Here is a 15,606-nt window from a genome sequence, read left to right as displayed (position 1 = left end):
AATATAGCGAGTGGGAACCACCCGATCCCATACCGAACTCGGAAGTGAAACCACTCCGCGCCGATGATAGTGCCGCCTCGCTGTGGTGCGAAAGTAGGTCATCGCCAGGCTCTTATCCCTAAACCCCCGGCCATTAATGGCCGGGGGTTTTTTTATGCGCGCTCCGGCAGCAACGGCGCGGTTTTTCCCGCGGTGGCGATTACGTCCCGCCGGGGCGGTGGCAGGCGCCCGGAAGTGATACGTTATGGTGATCGAGCCTGGTCGCAACGGACGTGGGTGACCGGCCACGAACGCAGACAACGAGCGGAAACGACAGAGCGATGGCGGTACAGGAATACGAGATCGCGGACGACCTGCTGGCGTTCATCGACGCCGCGCCGTCCCCCTGGCACGCGGCGGCGATCATGGCCGCGCAGCTGGAGGCGATGGGGTTCGAGGAGCTGCGCGAGGACAAGGCCTGGACGCTGGCGCCGGGCCGCGGATATTTCGTGCGCCGAGGTGGTGCGAGCCTCATCGCATTCCGCGTCGGGCGCGACCCCGCTGCCTCCGGGTTGCGCATCATCGGCGCGCACACGGACTCGCCGGGCTTTCGGATGCGGCCGGAGGGCTCGACGGCCGGCGAGCCGTCGGCGGCTCTCGGTGTCGAGATCTACGGCGGACCCATCATCGCGACGTTCGCGGACCGGGACCTCACCCTCGCCGGCCGCGTGTGGTGCCGTGGTCAGCACGGCGAGCCGGTGCCGCTGCTCTATGCCGGGGACCGGCCCCTGGTGCGTCTGCCCAACCTCGCAATACACCTCAATCGGGGGGTCAACGAGGACGGTCTCAAGTTCCAGCTGCAGGACCAGCTCGGCATGGTCTTCTCTGACCGTGCGAACAATGGTCTCACCCCCTTCCTCGCCGAGGAGCTCGGTCATGACCCCGGCGCGGTGCTCGGCTGGGAGCTGGCGCTCACCGATACCCAGCCCGGCACGCGTTTCGGTGCGGACGGCGAATATATCGCCAACGGCCAGATCGACAACCTGGCGAGCTGCCACGCCGGTCTGTGCGCGCTGGTCCAGGAGGCGCCGGCGGAGGGCGTCACGTTGCTCGCCTGCTTCGACCACGAGGAGGTCGGTAGTGAGTCCCACCGCGGTGCCGCGGGCACGTTCCTGCCGGCGACGGTCGAGCGGATCCTGGCGGCCACCGACGCGGCCGCCGGGCGCGAGGCGATCTTCGCGCGCAGCTGGGTGGTCAGTGCGGACATGGCCCATGCCTGGAATCCGAACTTCCCGCAGGCCTACGACCAGCGCCACGCGCCCCGGGTAAACGGCGGTCCGGTGATCAAGCTCAACGCCAAGCAGCGTTATGCCTCGGACGGCGAGGGTGAGATATACTTCCGTCACGCCTGCGAGCGCGCCGGCGTGCCGGTACAGCGCTACGTTCACCGCAACGATCTGCCCTGCGGCAGCACGATCGGACCCATCACCGCGGCACGGCTCGGTATCCGTACCGTCGACGTCGGCGGGGCCATGTGGGCCATGCACAGCGCCCGCGAGTCTGCGGGGGCGCTGGATCCGGCGTATCTCGTTTCCGCCTTCCGCGCCTGTCTCTCCGAGGTCTGAGCCGATGAGCACCGAGAACGCCGGTGACGGGACCAGCGCGAGCCGACGGGTCCTCGCGGCGCTGGCGGATGGTGAAGTGCATTCCGGGCAGGCCCTGGCCGCGAATGCCGGGGTCTCCCGTGCGGCGGTCTGGAAGGCGGTGGAGGCGCTACGCCGCGCCGGCCATGAGATCGTTGCCGAACCCGGGCGTGGCTACCGCGCCGTCGCCCCTTATGTGCCGCTGTCGAAGGCCCGGATCCGCGACGCGCTCACGGGAGTGAATGCCCCCGAGCTGCAGGTGCTCGAATCGATAGATTCGACGAACGCCGAGCTGCGCCGCAGTCCGCCGGAAGCGGGGCGCGTCGGAATCGTCATTGCCGAGCGTCAGACGGCGGGGACCGGCCGGCTCGGCCGCGCCTGGGCATCGCCCCCCGGCGGCGTCTATATCTCCGTTTCCTGGCCGTACCGCAACCTGGAACGCGGCCCCACCGGACTGACCCTGGCCGTGGGTGTGTGTGTCGCGGAGCGGCTGCGCGCGCTGGGTGTCGGGCGTGCCGCCGTCAAATGGCCGAACGACGTCTGGGTGGATGGCCGCAAGCTCGCGGGGATTCTGACAGAGCTCAGCGGTGATCCCACCGGCCAGTGCCGGGTCGTCGTGGGTATCGGGGTGAACTGGCGCTCTGGCGACGCGGAGGACGGCAGCGGCCTCGCGGCGCCGTCGGTGGGGGTCGCCGATATCGTGTCCGAACTCGATCGCAATACGCTGGCGGCCGGTGTGGTCAATGCGGTGGTCGAGGCGTGCGCGACCGTCCCGGCACGCACCGCAACCCTGCTCGCAGAGCGCTGGCCCGGGGTGGACCTGCTCGCGGGGCAGGCGGTGGTGATCCATCTAAGCGACCGCCGGGAGGAGGGCACCGCCCGCGGTATCGATACCGACGGCGCACTGCTGGTGGAGACGCCCGGGGGCGTCTCCCGGTTCTTCTCCGGCGATGTCCGGGTGAGGCCAGCGTGATGCGATTACTCTTCGACGTCGGCAACAGCCGGGTGAAATGGGCCATCGTCGACGCGGGAGAGATCCGACACAGTGGCGTGCTGCCGCCCGGTGCGGGCAACCGCGCGGCCATCGAGGCGGGTCTGGATGGGCTTCCGGCCCCGGACAGCGCCGCCGCGATCTCCGTTGCCGCCCCGGGGCGGATTGACGAGCTCGCCAGCGTGTGTCGAGAGGCCTTCGGCCTCGAGCTCGAAGTGGTCTGCACGCCGACGGAAGGCGGCGGTGTGCAGGTCGCCTATCACCGCCCGGTCGAGCTGGGCACGGACCGGTGGGCGGCAATGGTCGGTGCGCTCGCGCATGGCTGGCTGCCGGCCATCGTCATCGATTGCGGGACGGCCGTCACCATCGACCTGCTGGGCGAGGACGGCCGTCATCACGGCGGCATGATACTGCCCGGCCTGGGCACCATGCGGCGGTCGCTGCATGCCGGTACCCACGGCCTGCCCGCCGTCTCCGACGGTGCGCTGCCCCTGCTCGCCGACAATACGGCGGACGCCATCCGAGCTGGCACCTTCCATGGCCTCGCGGCAATGATCGGGGGGCTGGAGGCGGTGATACGGCGTGCCCATGGCGAGGAGCCGGCCACTGTCATCACCGGCGGCGATGCCCCCGCGCTGCGCGGGCATCTCCCGGGGCACGTGGAGTTCGCGCCGCAGCTCGTCCTGGAGGGGCTGGCGCATTACCTGGACATGCGCGACGCAGAATGACGTGTTTGCCTGGCTTTTGCCGAGCCACTATTATCTAGCGTCCAGGCTGGCGTAGCTCAGTTGGTAGAGCAGCTGATTTGTAATCAGCCGGTCGCAGGTTCGACTCCTGTCGCCAGCTCCAGTCAATCAAGGGACTTATGGAACGCTCGCCCTCACAGGCGGGCGTTTTTTGTGGGCGGCTGTCCACACCCTGTCTACGATATGCCAATGGGTTCAGTCGCACCGCATCCCCCAGGTGATCCAGCGCAGAGTCGGCATAGCGCATGGTCATGCGAATTCCGGTGCCGTTGCACCACCAGGGTAGAGCCGCCCCGGGACATGCCATGGGTGGCAAATTGGTGTCACGAAGACGTGGGTGTTACCACCCGAACGGCCCAGGAACGGGCGAAAATCGGTCGGCACGCAGGTTTGGATTCGGGCGACGGCGTAGACGAGGGTGACGTTAACGTGCGTACCGTCGGGGCGGATACGTTCACGATAATGCAGAGCCTGATAGAGGCTGCCGAGCAATAGGTTGTTTAGTCGTGGTCACGCGACGTTTAGGCGTTCCACATCTCCGCAGATTGGCAAACAGTGTGCAGCTTTTGCGCGGAGGGGGGCTAGTGGCCACTATGATGCCGGGGGCGACTCGCTACCGGTTGTTGCGGGCTCCCGCAGCTCCTCGTCGGGAGCAAGGATGCTCTGACGCTGGAAGAGGTCGACATAGGGCTGGTAGCGATAGCGTCGGTTGCGCTTTCGGCCCGTTATTTCCTTCAGAATGCCTTGGGCTTCCAGGTGTTCCACTGTCCGTTGGGCGGTAACATACGACGTGTTCAACGCCCCTTCGACGGTACGGATCGACACGATGGGATGCTCATACAGGATGTCGAGCAGCTGTTGAGCCATCGCGTTGTCGCGAAGTTGCTCCCGGTGTTGTTCGCGGAGTGTCAGGATTTCGCGGGACGTGGTCGTGGCCGCTTGGCTGACTTCGAACACACCTTGCAGGAAGAATTTGATCCAACCTTCCCAGTCACCGTCGTGGCGGACGGCCATGAGTCGGTCATAGTACTGAGCACGGTGCGCCTTGAAATAGTAGCTGAGGTAGAGCAGCGGTTTGTGCAGTATGCCCCGCTCGCAAAGCAGCAGTGTGATCAGAAGGCGCCCAACACGACCGTTGCCGTCCAGGAATGGGTGAATGGTCTCGAACTGGGCATGCGCAATGGCGCAGTGTATGAGGTCCGGCAGGGTAGCGCGGTCGTGCAGGAACTCTTCGAGGTTGCCCAAGACCTCGTGCATGGTGTCCGGCGGTGGCGGTACAAATTCCGCGTCGTTGAGCGCTACACCGGCCGGGCCTATCCAGTTTTGACTATGACGGAACTCGCCGGGCCGCCGTTCGGCGCCGCGGACGTCGGTCAATAGCTTTGCGTGAATCTCGCGCAGAAGTCGGAGCGACAGCGGGAGCGTGTCGAGACGTGACAGGCCGTAGTTCATGGCCGCGACATAGTTGACGACTTCCTCAACATCCTGCGGCTGGTCGTTGATGGCGTGCTCGGCTTCATAACCCAACACGTCCTCGAGGGTGCTCTGGGTGCCTTCGATCTGGGAACTCAGAACGGCCTCGTGGCGAACGTACATGGCGACGAACAGTTCAGGGTTCGGTAACACGGAGGTAACACCGTCCAGTCGCCCTAGGGCTCGGTCGGCCTGCGAGAGGAGACGATCCAGCTCGTCGTTGCGCGTTACGGGCGGTTCGGGCGGCAGGGGTGCGGGGACGAAGGCCCGGTAGCCGCTCGGTTGCTTGATGTACCGTCCGGTTCGTGTACTCATGGGTTAGTTCACGTGAGTTGAATAGGTGGCCAAATCCTGGACTGGTATTTTACCGAAGTCGCTTTTTTTAAAATAGTGAGCTGCTGGTCCCCGTGGTGTTTTGCGCCGGTTTAACAGCGTGGCCGACTGGCCGGGGATGCGTGTCGCTTGAGCCGCGACAGCGCATTGTGCGGCCTGCGCTGCCCCGGCCCTCTGCGTACCCGCCGCGGGGCGGCGTCCCCTCCGCTTTTCCCGGTGCCGGCAGCGCCATTCTTCGGCGCCTTCCCCTTGTCGCTTCGAAGGCACGGTTGTGTCGTGAGCCCCCGCTGGTGGTACTGCCACCCGCTTGTCGTGCCTTTGCTACAGCTCGGCGGCATGGTCGTGACCCTCGTCCTCTCCATGGTGTCTTGGGGCGTCAATAAACGCTCGAATAAACAATGAATTGCGGGGCTTTCTTCGTCTCTGGGGGGCGCTTTGACGGCTTCTCTGCCGGTGCTATTCGGCGCCCCGGGAGGGGGCTAGTCTGCTGCTAGGGGCGTGCCGCGGGAGCGGGGCACGTGCGTCTCGTACGCCGGGCTGGTGCGGGTAACGCCGCTACCGGGAGAGGGGCATGAAACGAATCAGCAGTCATTACTATTACCGTATCTTCCTGGCGTTGCCCCTTCTTGAGGGGCTGGTGGTCGCAGCGGCGTTGCTGCTCGCCGGGCGGATGCTCACCGGAGGTGGCGACCTCGTGAGCGGGGCGTTTCCCGCGGGCGTGGCGGGTGTACTGGCCGTTCTGGGCATGACCACGACCGGGCTGTACAACTACCGCCTGCGCGACCGTTTCGGCGGGGTGATGGTGCGGGCGCTGCTGGCCTTCGCGGGGGCGGCGCTGCTGGCTGCGGCGCTGTACTACCTCCTGCTTGGTCCCGGCCTCGACATGACGGTGCTCGCCTGGAGCTGGGCCCTCGCGTTCTCCCTGGTCCTCGTCCTGCGGGCCGGCTATTTCCGCTGGCTCGGTGCGGAGGGCATCAAGCGGCGGGTGCTGATTCTCGGTGCGGGGCGCCGGGCCCAGCCCCTGTCACGGCTGAGGCGCCGCACCGACCTTCTGGGGCTGCGCGTCGTCGGCTTCGTGGCGCTGCCGAGCGACGAGTCGCGGATCGTCGAGCCCGTGCGACTGGTGGAGCTCGACCGGGCGTTGCCGGAGTGGGTGGCGGCGAACGGGATCGATGAGATCGTCGTTGCCCTGGATGAACGCCGTCGCGGCCTCGGTGGCAGGGGGATGGACGTGGAGGCGCTGCTCGCCTGTCGCACCCAGGGGGTCGCGGTCACCGACGTCGCCTCGTTCGTGGAACGGGAGACGGGCAAGCTCCAGCTCGAGGCGCTCGACCCGAGCTGGCTGGTGTTCTCCCCCGGGTTCATCGCCCAGCGCGGTTCCGATCTGGTCAAGCGCGGGTTCGATCTGACGGTCTCTGCACTGGTGTTGCTGCTTGCCGGTCCGCTGCTGCTCCTCGCCGTGCTCGCCATCAAGCTCGAGGACGGCTGGCATGCGCCGGTGCTCTACCGGCAGGCCCGGGTCGGCCAGGGCGGTCACGCCTTCGATGTGCTGAAGCTGCGGAGCATGACCACGGATGCGGAACGTCCCGGGGAGGCGCGCTGGGCCCAGCGTGATGATCCGCGGGTCACGCGGGTCGGCCGTGTGCTGCGCCGCTACCGTATCGACGAGCTGCCCCAGATCTGGAATATCGCGCGCGGCGAGATGAGCTTCGTCGGGCCGCGACCGGAGCGGCCCGCCTTCGTCGAGCAGCTCGCCGAACGTCTGCCTTACTACCGCGTTCGTCACGTGGTGCGCCCCGGGCTGACGGGGTGGGCTCAGATCAACTATGCCTACGCGGCCTCGGAGGAGGATGCCTTCGAGAAGCTGCGGTACGACCTTTTCTACATAAAAAACAGGAGCCTGAGGCTCGATCTCACAATTCTCCTGCAGACGGCCGAGGCGGTTTTCTGTGGTCGCGGCGTGCGCTGAATGCGACATGGATCTCGTTTTTACTATGTTGATCCCTGTTTTTGCACAGTTGCGCACGTTTTTCATGGCTGATAATTTGAAACCATTGGCGCCATTTCAACTTTAGGGAATGGAGCCGGTCAACGGGTCGCAGAGGCTGCCAGCAGGAGGGCACTGCCATGCGTCGGATCCTTCCCCTAGTGATCGCTATCGCGGCGTCCACGTCGCTTCTCGGGTGCGCTTCGCGGCCACCGACGCCCCCCACCAGTCCCGAGCAGGGCGAAGGCGCCCCGATGTCCTATGCCCCGGGCGAGCGCTATCACATCGGTCCGGATGACGAGCTCTCCGTCAACGTCTGGCGCAACCCCGATCTCTCCGTGGTCGTGCCCGTGCGTCCGGACGGGATGATATCGGTGCCCCTGGTCGGCGATGTTGCCGCCGGCGGGCACACCCCGGAGGAGGTCGCGAAGAGCATCCGCGAGGCCCTCGCCTACTACGTCCGCGAGCCGCAGGTGACGGTTGTGGTGACCGAGCTCAACAGCCACGAGTACCTCTCACGGGTACGTGTCACCGGTGCCGTCGAAGAGCCTGCCTCGGTGCCCTGGCGCCAGGGAATGACGGTGCTCGATCTCGTCCTCGAGGCTGGGGGCATGACCGAGTTCGCTGCCCCCGGCCGGGCCATGCTCTACCGGCGCACCGGTGATCGTACCGAGGCCTTCGCCGTGCACCTCGACGACATCCTGGAGCGCGGCGATCTCACCACCAATGTCGCGCTCCAGCCCGGGGATGTGATCACCATTCCCGAGCGGGTCTTCTAACGGCTATCGCAGCCAGTCGCGCCGAGGGCGAACGACCATGAACGGTCCCATCGACCAGATCCTCCGCCTGGTGCTCGCCGAGGGTGTGCGCCGCAAATGGGCGGTGCTCGCCGTCTTCCTCTCCCTGCTCGTGGTAGGCACGCTGGTCACGTTCGTGTGGCCGCGCTCCTTCACCTCGTCGGTGACTCTGTTTGTCGAGGAGCAGAGCATCATCGACCCCCTCATGGAGGGGCGCGCGGTACGGCCCGATCTGACCTCCCAGGCACAGAACGCCCGAGAGGTGATATACGGCCGTACGCTGCTCACCCGCGTGCTCACCGATGCCGGCGAGGTGGGCGACGATACCCCGCCACTCGCCGTCGAGCAGGCGGCGGAGCGCCTGCGCGACCGTATCGAGGTCACGACGCCCGGCGAGAACCTGATTCGCATCGCCTACAGCGACCACGACGCCGAGCACGCCTTTCAGGTCACCAAGCTTATCGCCGAGGCCTTCCGCCAGGAGATGCTGGCGAACCAGCGCGCCGAGAGCAATGCGGCATTCCGGTTCATCGACGCCCAGGTCCGGCGTTACGAGGGGCAGCTGCGGACCACGCAGGAGCAGATCGACGCCCTGCGCAAGCGCTACCCGGTGGTCGAGGTCAACGCCGCCGAGCAGGTCGGCGCACGCATGGGCGAGCTTCGCCGCACCATCGACACCCTCGAGCAGTCCCTGCGTGAGGCCATGGTGCGTGAGGCCTCGCTGCAGCGCCAGCTGAGCGGTGAGGTCCAGGTCTCCGCGGTGCTTTCCCGTGCCGATCAGTACCGTGCCCGCATCGCCGAGCTCGAGGGCCGGCTGGAGCAGCTGCGGCTGAACTACCACGACACCTATCCGGACATCGTCCAGCTCCGCGACCAGATCAGCGCCCTGCGTGCCAAGGCGCAGGAGGCTGCCGCCGAGCCGGAGGGGCAGCAGGGGCCGAGCGTGAGCCTGCGCGGCAACCCGGTCTACCAGGATCTGCAGCAGTCGCTCTACGAGGTGCGCACCGAGGCCGCCACCATCCGGGCCCGGCTGTCCGACGCGCGTCAGCGCTACGCCGACGCCACCGGGCAGGCGGAGGAGGTGCAGGCCCTTCAGGGGCAGATGGACCAGCTGACGCGGGACTACGCCGTGAATCAGGACATCTACCAGGACCTGCTCCGACGCCGGGAAAACGCCCGTGTGTCGATGAATCTGGACAACCAGGGTGAGGGCCTGACCCTGCGTGTGCACGAGCCCGCCTTCCTGCCCCAGCGCCCGGACGGACCGCGCACGAGGCATTTCACCGTGGCCACCGTGCTGGTCGGCGCCACGGTTCCCGCGGGGCTGCTGCTGGTGTTGGTGGGCATGTCGCCCCGTGTGCACATGCCCGAGCAGCTGCCGGAGCTCTACCGCATGGCGGTGGTGGGACGGCTGCCGCGTTACCGCACGGCGGCGGAACGGCGCCGGGGATTCCTCTCGCTTTCCATCGCGGGTCTGCTTGCCGTGTTCGGCGTGATCGTGCTTCTGGCGGTGATGCTGGCACGTGCCGAAGGAGGGTTGTGACATGTCCGTCATCGAGAAGGCCATACGCCGCGGGGCCGGGGAGGGCGGATCGAGCGACGCCACCGTGCGTACTGCCGGCGAGTCCCGGGCGCTTGATATCGCGCGCATGCGCATGCCGCCGCCCTGGCCGCCGACGGCCCTGGAAGCCCGGCGGCTCGTCTACCCCGGCATGAGGGACGTGCGCATGCTCAACGCCTTCCGGCTGCTGCGCACGCGACTGTTTTCGGTCGCCGGCGGCGGCAGGCTGATCATCGCCGTAACCGGGGTGGCCCGGGGCGGGGGCGCCAGCTTCGCCGCGCGCAACCTTGCCGCTGCCCTCGCCATGGACGCGATACAGACGGTGCTGCTGGTGGACGCCAACCTGCGCCGTCCCGGCCTCGACGACCTGCTCGCCGAGCCCGGCGACGGTCCTGTCACAGGGCTAACGGACTACCTTGCCGGCCGTGTCGACGATCCGGCGGCGATCATTCACGCCACCGGCGTGCCGCGGCTGCGCCTGATCCCAGCGGGCACGCTGCGCACGGATGCCGTGGAATCCATGTCCATGACCCGGCTGCGCGAGCTCTTCAATCACCTGCGCGCGCGTTACCCGGACCGCAACCTGGTCCTCGACCTGCCGCCGATCCTCGACGAGGCGGATGCCCGGATCCTTGCCGGGCTGGCGGACACGGTGGTGCTCGCCGTGCGCTACGGGCGCGACGCCGCCCACCGCGTGCAGGTGGCTGCGGACGTCATCCCCTCGGAGCGGTTCGGGGGGATCGTATTCAATGACGAGCCGGTCCCGCCGGCGGCATGGGGGTGAGGCGATATGCGTGCATGGGGGAGAGTGCGCCGACCGTGTGTCAGCGGGTGGTTGCTGCTGTCCGGTGTGTGGGGGCTGTGTGCCGTCGCGGCGGCGGCCCCGCGGGGTGATTACAACGTCTTTCTGGAACAGACCTATACCGACAACGCCCCACTCGAGGCTGACGCACAGTCCGACTGGCTCACGGTGCTGGGCGTGGAGGGCGTGCTCAGTGAACATGGCGGCCGCCTGGACGCCGATCTCCGGGCCCGTGTCGCCCGCGAGGAGTATTACCGCAATACAGTCGAGGACGACACGGCCCTGAGCCTGCTGGCGGATACCCGTTTCTGGCTGCGTCCGCGCACCCTCTCCTGGGCGTTCTACGACCGCTTCGCGCGGGTCGGCGAGACCGTCGAGGATGCCGAACGCCCGGGCGCGCAGCAGAACGCGAACGTGGTCTGGACCGGTCCGGATGCCGCCTTTCACCTTGGTCCGGTGGATGACTGGCTCCTCGGCGGCCGCGTGGGACACACCTACTTCGAGTCCGATGCCGACAGCGTCCGCTACGCGGCGAACACCGGCTGGCGGCACCGCACCGACGAGAACGCCGAGCTCACCGTGATCGGCCGCGCCCAGCAGGTCGATTTCAAGGAGCAATCGGATACTGCGATCGACTACGACCGCTACGACCTCTTCGCCGGCCATCAGCGCACCGGCGGTTCACCGCTGCAGTGGCGTGCCCAGCTCGGCATGAGCCGGGTCGAGCTGGACGGCCGCGACAGCGACGACGCCCTGCTGCTCGACTCCGAGGTGACCTACCGGCGCTCGGCACCGACCCTCGTCGGCGCCCGTCTGGCCCATCAGTACACCGACGCCACCGGACGACTGCTCGATACCTCCGGCATCCTGCGCGGGCTGGAGCCGGTCACCGACCTGTCGGTGGGCACCTCGCTGATCTACGAGCGCCGCTACGAGCTGTTCTTTCGCCGAGAGGCCCCGATCTGGACCGCAGAGGCCAGGGGCTACTACGTCGACGAGGACTTCAAGACCGAGGACAGCGACCGCGATATCTCCGGCCTGCGCCTCTCCGGCAGCCGCTCGCTGAGCGCCCGCGCCGACCTCGGCGGCGAGGTCTACGGCGAGCGCATCCACTACCAGCTCTTCGAGCGCGAGGACAAGGATTACGGTGCAAGCGTGAGCCTGACCTGGCGGCTGGGCAGCGAGCTGCGCCTGCGCGGGGCGGTGGGCCACATCGTTCGCAACAGCGACGTGGACGCCGCGGAGTATGAGGAGAACCGGGTGCTCATCGCCCTGGTCTACGGTGGGAGTCTTGACTGATGGCCACCCCGATGACCCCTGATCGTCCGCGTCCGCCGCCGCTCAATGCCATGACCATCGACGTGGAGGACTACTTCCAGGTCGCGGCCCTGGCCGGCGCCATCGCCCCGGAGGACTGGGAGCGATGGCCGCGGCGGGTCGAAGCGAACACCCGTCGGCTGCTGGACCTCGTCGAGCGTCACGGCGTGCGCACCACCTGCTTCGTGCTGGGCTGGATCGCCGAGCGTCACCCGGCGCTGGTGCGCGAAATCGCCGCACGCGGCCACGAGATCGCGTGTCACGGCTACAGCCACCAGCTCGTCTACGACCAGACGCCGGCGCGTTTCCGCGAGGAGACCCATCGTGCGCGGGTGCTGCTGGAGGATCAGGTCCAGCGTCCCGTTGTCGGCTATCGTGCGGCGAGCTATTCCATAACCCCGACTTCCCGCTGGGCCCTCGACATCCTCGTCGAGGAGGGCTTTCGCTACGACTCCAGTATCTTCCCCATCCGGCATGACCGCTACGGTATGCCCGGCTCGCCGCGCTACCCCCACCGGCTGACCACGCCGGCGGGTGGTGAGATCGTCGAGTTCCCGCTGACCACCTGGCGGGTGCTCGGCCAGAGCGTGCCGGTGGCCGGCGGCGGCTATTTCCGGTTGCTGCCGTACCCGCTCATTGCCCGCGGGTTGCGCGCCGCCGCGGCGGGCGGACAGCCGACGGTGTTCTACCTCCATCCCTGGGAGCTCGATCCGGAGCAGCCCCGGGTCCCCGGCCTGCCCTGGCGCTCGCGGCTGCGTCACTACCGCAATCTGCACCGCACCGGTGAACGCCTTGAGCGGCTGCTCGGTGAGATCAGCTTCGCCCCCATGGGCGACGTCCTGGCCGCGACGGGCCTGCTGACAGAGGCGGGAGGTGCCCCGTGCCGGGCGTCGGCGTGAGCGCGGACACCGCGCCGGCCATGGCCCCGGTCCGGGTCACGGTCTCCGGCCCGCGGGAGCGCTGGGACAGCACCGGCTGGGACGCCTATGTCCGGGGTCACCGTGCGGCGAGCCTATACCACGAGGCGGTCTTCCGCGGTCTGCTCGCCGACGTCCTCGGTCATCGCACCTACTACCTCACGGCGCACACCGACGAGGGGGCCGTGGCGGGCGTGCTGCCGCTGGCGCGGCTGCGCAGTCCCCTGTTCGGCGATTTCCTGGTGTCACTGCCGTGTTTCAACTACGGCGGTGCGCTGGCCGACGACGGCGCCGTCACTGACCGCCTTATGGACGCGGCGGTGGAGCTGGGTGGCCGGCTCGGCGTCGACCATGCCGAGTTCCGCGACCTCACGCCGCTCGGCGGTGACTGGCCCGTGCGTACGGACAAGGTCGTCATGCACCTGGCTCTGCCGGGGGATCCGGACGCGCTGTGGAAGGGGTTCGGCCCGAAGCTCCGGGCGCAGGTGCGGCGACCGCTCAAGGCTGGGGCCAGCGTGCACGGCGGTGGTATCGAACACCTGGACGAGTTCTACGCGGTGTTCGCGCGTAACATGCGCGATCTCGGCACCCCGGTCTACCCGCGGCGCTGGTTCCTCCGCCTGTGCGAGCTGCTGGGCGAGCGTGCCCGCATCCTGGTGGTGCGGGTGGACGGCGTGCCCGCCGCGGCCGGGTTGCTGTTGCGTCACCGCGGGGTCGTGGAGATCCCCTGGGCCTCGTCGGACCGGCGTTACAACCACCTCGGCGTGAACATGCTCCTCTACTGGGAAGCGCTGCGCCGGTCCGTGGAGCAGGGTGCCCAGACCTTCGACTTCGGCCGTTCCACCGCGGATTCCGGGACGTACCGTTTCAAGCGTCAGTGGGGGGCCGAACCGGTAGCGCTGTACTGGCACTACTGGCTGCCCGGCGGCGGGACGCTGCCGGGCCTCAACCCGGACAACCCGCGGTTCCGGCGGGCCATCCGCCTGTGGCAGCGGCTGCCGCTGCCGCTGGCCAACCGGCTCGGTCCGCGCATCGTGCGGTATCTGCCGTGAGCGGGAGGGACTGATCATGTGCGGACTCTGCGGCATTCACCGACTCACCGCCTCGGCGCCCCCGGTCGAGACCGGGGTGCTCGCCGACATGGTCGCCCGGATCGGCCACCGAGGCCCGGACGAGCAGCGCCTGCGCATCGAGCCGGAGATCGGGCTCGGCCATGCCCGGCTGTCGATCATCGACCTCGCCACCGGCAGCCAGCCCATCCACAACGAGGACCGGCGTATCTGGGTGGTGTTCAACGGCGAGGTCTTCAACTATCCGGAGCTGCGCCGCGCCCTCCAGGCGCAGGGCCACCGTTTCTACACCGACAGCGACACCGAGGTCCTGGTCCACCTCTACGAGGCGTACGGCGACGACTTCGTCGAGCACCTCAACGGCCAGTTCGCCATCGCGCTGTGGGATGGCCGAAACCACCGGCTGGTGCTGGTGCGCGACCGCGTGGGCATCGCGCCGCTGTACTACACCGAACGGGACGGGCGGCTGCTGTTCGCCTCCGAGGTCAAGGCGCTGCTGCCCGCCCTCGGCGGGGCCCCGCGGATGGATCCCGCCGGCCTGGACCAGCTGCTGACCTTCTGGGCGCCGGTGGCGCCGCGCACCCTGTTTGCCGGCATCAACGAGCTGCCGCCCGGCGAGATGCTCGTCGCGGAGGGTGGCCGCTGCCGGCGCCGGCGCTACTGGCAGTGGCAGTACCCGGAACACCCGGACGGCTACCTGCGGGACACGCCCGCGAGCCTCGCCGAGAGCCTGCACGACCTCCTCGCCGACGCGGTGCGCGTGCGCCTGCGTGCCGACGTACCGGTGGGGGCGTACCTCTCCGGCGGCCTGGACTCGGCGGTGATCACCGCACTCATCCACCGCCGTGCGGACGTGCCCCTGCGCACCTTTTCCCTGCGTTTCGCCGACCCGGGCCTCGACGAGTCCGCTTTCCAGATGGCGATGGTCGAGCACCTGGGGGCCGCTCACACGGCGGTGCCGGTCACCGATGAGCTCGTCTCCGGCGGGCTGCCGGCAGCGGTCTGGCACGCGGAGATGCCGATGCTGCGGGCCGCCCCGGTGCCGATGGCGGCGCTGTCGGCGGCGGTGCGCGATGCGGGCTACCGGGTGGTGCTTACCGGTGAGGGCGCCGACGAGGTCCTCGGCGGCTATGACCTCTTCAAGGAGGCCAAGATCCGCGATTTCTGGGCCCGCCAGCCCGATTCGCGGCTGCGTCCGCGGCTGCTCCGCCGGCTCTATCCGTACCTGGACATGACCCGGGGCCAGGGCCAGGTCTATCTGGAGCGCTTTTTCGGCATGGGTCTCGATGACCCCTCCGGCGCGTTCTTCTCCCATCTCCCGCGCTGGACCACCACCGCGCGGACCAAGCAGTTCCTCAGCCCGGCCTACGCCAGCGCGGCGGCCGACCAGGCGCTGGACGGGCTCGCCGAGGTGCTGCCTGCGGGGATGCAGCGCTGGCACGGCCTGGAGCGTGCCCAGTATCTGGAGGCGCGGACCCTAATGGCCGGCTACCTGCTCTCCGCCCAGGGCGACCGCATGCTCATGGCCAACGGTGTGGAGGGGCGCTTCCCGTATCTCGATCACCGCGTCATCGAGTTCGCCAACCGCCTGACGCCACGGCTGAAGCTGCGGGTGCTGCGCGAGAAGCACCTGCTGCGGGAGGCCATGGCCGGCTATCTGCCGGCCGCGCTCACCCACCGCCACAAGCAGCCCTATCGCGCCCCCGATGCGGCCGCGTTCTTCGGCGGCACCACGCCGGCGTTCGTCGACGAGCTGCTCGCCCCCCGGACACTGGCGGATTACGGCTATTTCGATCCGTCGCGGGTCGCGCGGCTGCTGGCCAAGGCCCGGCGCGGCGGCATCACCGGTTTCGCGGACAACATGGCCTTTATGGCCGTGCTCTCCACCCAGCTCTGGCATCGGTACTTCGTCGAGAACTACCACCGGCAGTTCGTCCGTTCACGGCCCGAGGGGCCGCAGCGGGCGATAACAATAGAAGCGGAGGCCTGA

12 protein-coding genes, 1 tRNA gene and 1 rRNA gene are annotated in these 15,606 nt (G+C 68.2%); 13 read left to right on the top strand and 1 reads right to left on the bottom strand.

All coding sequences use genetic code 11. The annotated features are described in order from the left end of the window. The 5 genes from rrf to ACEZHJ_RS05985 form a co-directional block, all read left to right on the top strand. A 5S ribosomal RNA gene (gene rrf / locus ACEZHJ_RS06005) occupies positions 1–110 on the top strand; the annotation flags it as partial. 210 nt (positions 111–320) lie between these two features. Then, entirely contained in the window at positions 321–1,604 is a 1,284-nt protein-coding gene (locus ACEZHJ_RS06000) for a M18 family aminopeptidase (protein ID WP_163143211.1), read from the top strand. A gap of 4 nt (positions 1,605–1,608) precedes the next feature. After that, positions 1,609–2,595, top strand: a complete 987-nt coding sequence (locus ACEZHJ_RS05995) for a biotin--[acetyl-CoA-carboxylase] ligase (RefSeq protein WP_018719796.1) — start codon at positions 1,609–1,611, stop codon at positions 2,593–2,595. Further along, positions 2,595–3,341: a type III pantothenate kinase gene (locus ACEZHJ_RS05990; RefSeq protein ID WP_018719795.1), complete on the top strand. Its 747-nt coding sequence runs from the start codon at positions 2,595–2,597 to the stop codon at positions 3,339–3,341. Before ACEZHJ_RS05995 ends, ACEZHJ_RS05990 begins: the two co-directional genes overlap by 1 nt. Before the next feature lie 45 nt (positions 3,342–3,386). Next, a tRNA-Thr gene (locus ACEZHJ_RS05985) sits at positions 3,387–3,462 on the top strand. Between the two features lie 488 nt (positions 3,463–3,950). Here the strand turns inward: ACEZHJ_RS05985 and ACEZHJ_RS05980 are convergent. Further along, the gene (locus ACEZHJ_RS05980) at positions 3,951–5,147 is read right to left on the bottom strand and encodes a Fic family protein (protein WP_018719632.1); all 1,197 of its coding nucleotides are present in this window, start codon (positions 5,145–5,147) and stop codon (positions 3,951–3,953) included. Positions 5,148–5,736: 589 nt separating this feature from the next. On the opposite strand from ACEZHJ_RS05980, the gene ACEZHJ_RS05975 reads away from it, so the two are divergent. The 8 genes from ACEZHJ_RS05975 (at position 5,737) to asnB (ending at position 15,606) form a co-directional block, all read left to right on the top strand. After that, positions 5,737–7,134, top strand: coding sequence for a TIGR03013 family XrtA/PEP-CTERM system glycosyltransferase (locus ACEZHJ_RS05975; RefSeq protein WP_018719633.1), 1,398 nt, complete (start codon positions 5,737–5,739; stop codon positions 7,132–7,134). A gap of 272 nt (positions 7,135–7,406) precedes the next feature. Continuing rightward, positions 7,407–7,931 (top strand): XrtA/PEP-CTERM system exopolysaccharide export protein, encoded by a 525-nt coding sequence (locus tag ACEZHJ_RS05970; protein WP_018719634.1) that lies wholly within the window; start codon positions 7,407–7,409, stop codon positions 7,929–7,931. Positions 7,932–7,968: 37 nt separating this feature from the next. Continuing rightward, positions 7,969–9,492 (top strand): XrtA system polysaccharide chain length determinant, encoded by a 1,524-nt coding sequence (locus ACEZHJ_RS05965; RefSeq protein WP_163140978.1) that lies wholly within the window; start codon positions 7,969–7,971, stop codon positions 9,490–9,492. Position 9,493: 1 nt separating this feature from the next. After that, on the top strand, positions 9,494–10,294 hold the full coding sequence (locus ACEZHJ_RS05960) for a polysaccharide biosynthesis protein (RefSeq protein ID WP_163140975.1): 801 nt from the start codon (positions 9,494–9,496) through the stop codon (positions 10,292–10,294). Between the two features lie 51 nt (positions 10,295–10,345). Beyond that, positions 10,346–11,611 carry a hypothetical protein gene (locus ACEZHJ_RS05955; protein ID WP_163140972.1) on the top strand — a complete coding sequence of 422 codons (1,266 nt, stop codon included), beginning with the start codon at positions 10,346–10,348 and terminating at the stop codon, positions 11,609–11,611. Beyond that, positions 11,611–12,528: an XrtA system polysaccharide deacetylase gene (locus ACEZHJ_RS05950; RefSeq protein WP_163140968.1), complete on the top strand. Its 918-nt coding sequence runs from the start codon at positions 11,611–11,613 to the stop codon at positions 12,526–12,528. The genes ACEZHJ_RS05955 and ACEZHJ_RS05950 overlap by 1 nt, the downstream gene beginning before the upstream one ends. Further along, positions 12,510–13,598: a FemAB family XrtA/PEP-CTERM system-associated protein gene (locus ACEZHJ_RS05945; protein ID WP_163140965.1), complete on the top strand. Its 1,089-nt coding sequence runs from the start codon at positions 12,510–12,512 to the stop codon at positions 13,596–13,598. The genes ACEZHJ_RS05950 and ACEZHJ_RS05945 overlap by 19 nt, the downstream gene beginning before the upstream one ends. 16 nt (positions 13,599–13,614) lie before the next feature. Then, complete coding sequence (asnB, locus tag ACEZHJ_RS05940; RefSeq protein ID WP_163140962.1) at positions 13,615–15,606, top strand: asparagine synthase (glutamine-hydrolyzing); 1,992 nt, start codon at positions 13,615–13,617, stop codon at positions 15,604–15,606.

The organism is Arhodomonas sp. KWT2 (assembly GCF_041949875.1).
Classification (GTDB): domain Bacteria; phylum Pseudomonadota; class Gammaproteobacteria; order Nitrococcales; family Nitrococcaceae; genus Arhodomonas; species Arhodomonas aquaeolei.
This window is presented reverse-complemented; position numbering and strand designations above follow the sequence as displayed.

What these genes read in the sequence shown, in the direction of transcription:
- ACEZHJ_RS06000 (WP_163143211.1), top strand. Translation starts at nt 321, where the DNA reads ATGGCGGTACAGGAATACGAGATCGCGGACGACCTGCTGGCGTTCATC.
- ACEZHJ_RS05995 (WP_018719796.1), top strand. Translation starts at nt 1,609, where the DNA reads ATGAGCACCGAGAACGCCGGTGACGGGACCAGCGCGAGCCGACGGGTC.
- ACEZHJ_RS05990 (WP_018719795.1), top strand. Translation starts at nt 2,595, where the DNA reads ATGCGATTACTCTTCGACGTCGGCAACAGCCGGGTGAAATGGGCCATC.
- ACEZHJ_RS05980 (WP_018719632.1), bottom strand. Translation starts at nt 5,147, where the DNA reads ATGAGTACACGAACCGGACGGTACATCAAGCAACCGAGCGGCTACCGG.
- ACEZHJ_RS05975 (WP_018719633.1), top strand. Translation starts at nt 5,737, where the DNA reads ATGAAACGAATCAGCAGTCATTACTATTACCGTATCTTCCTGGCGTTG.
- ACEZHJ_RS05970 (WP_018719634.1), top strand. Translation starts at nt 7,407, where the DNA reads ATGTCCTATGCCCCGGGCGAGCGCTATCACATCGGTCCGGATGACGAG.
- ACEZHJ_RS05965 (WP_163140978.1), top strand. Translation starts at nt 7,969, where the DNA reads ATGAACGGTCCCATCGACCAGATCCTCCGCCTGGTGCTCGCCGAGGGT.
- ACEZHJ_RS05960 (WP_163140975.1), top strand. Translation starts at nt 9,494, where the DNA reads ATGTCCGTCATCGAGAAGGCCATACGCCGCGGGGCCGGGGAGGGCGGA.
- ACEZHJ_RS05950 (WP_163140968.1), top strand. Translation starts at nt 11,611, where the DNA reads ATGGCCACCCCGATGACCCCTGATCGTCCGCGTCCGCCGCCGCTCAAT.
- asnB (WP_163140962.1), top strand. Translation starts at nt 13,615, where the DNA reads ATGTGCGGACTCTGCGGCATTCACCGACTCACCGCCTCGGCGCCCCCG.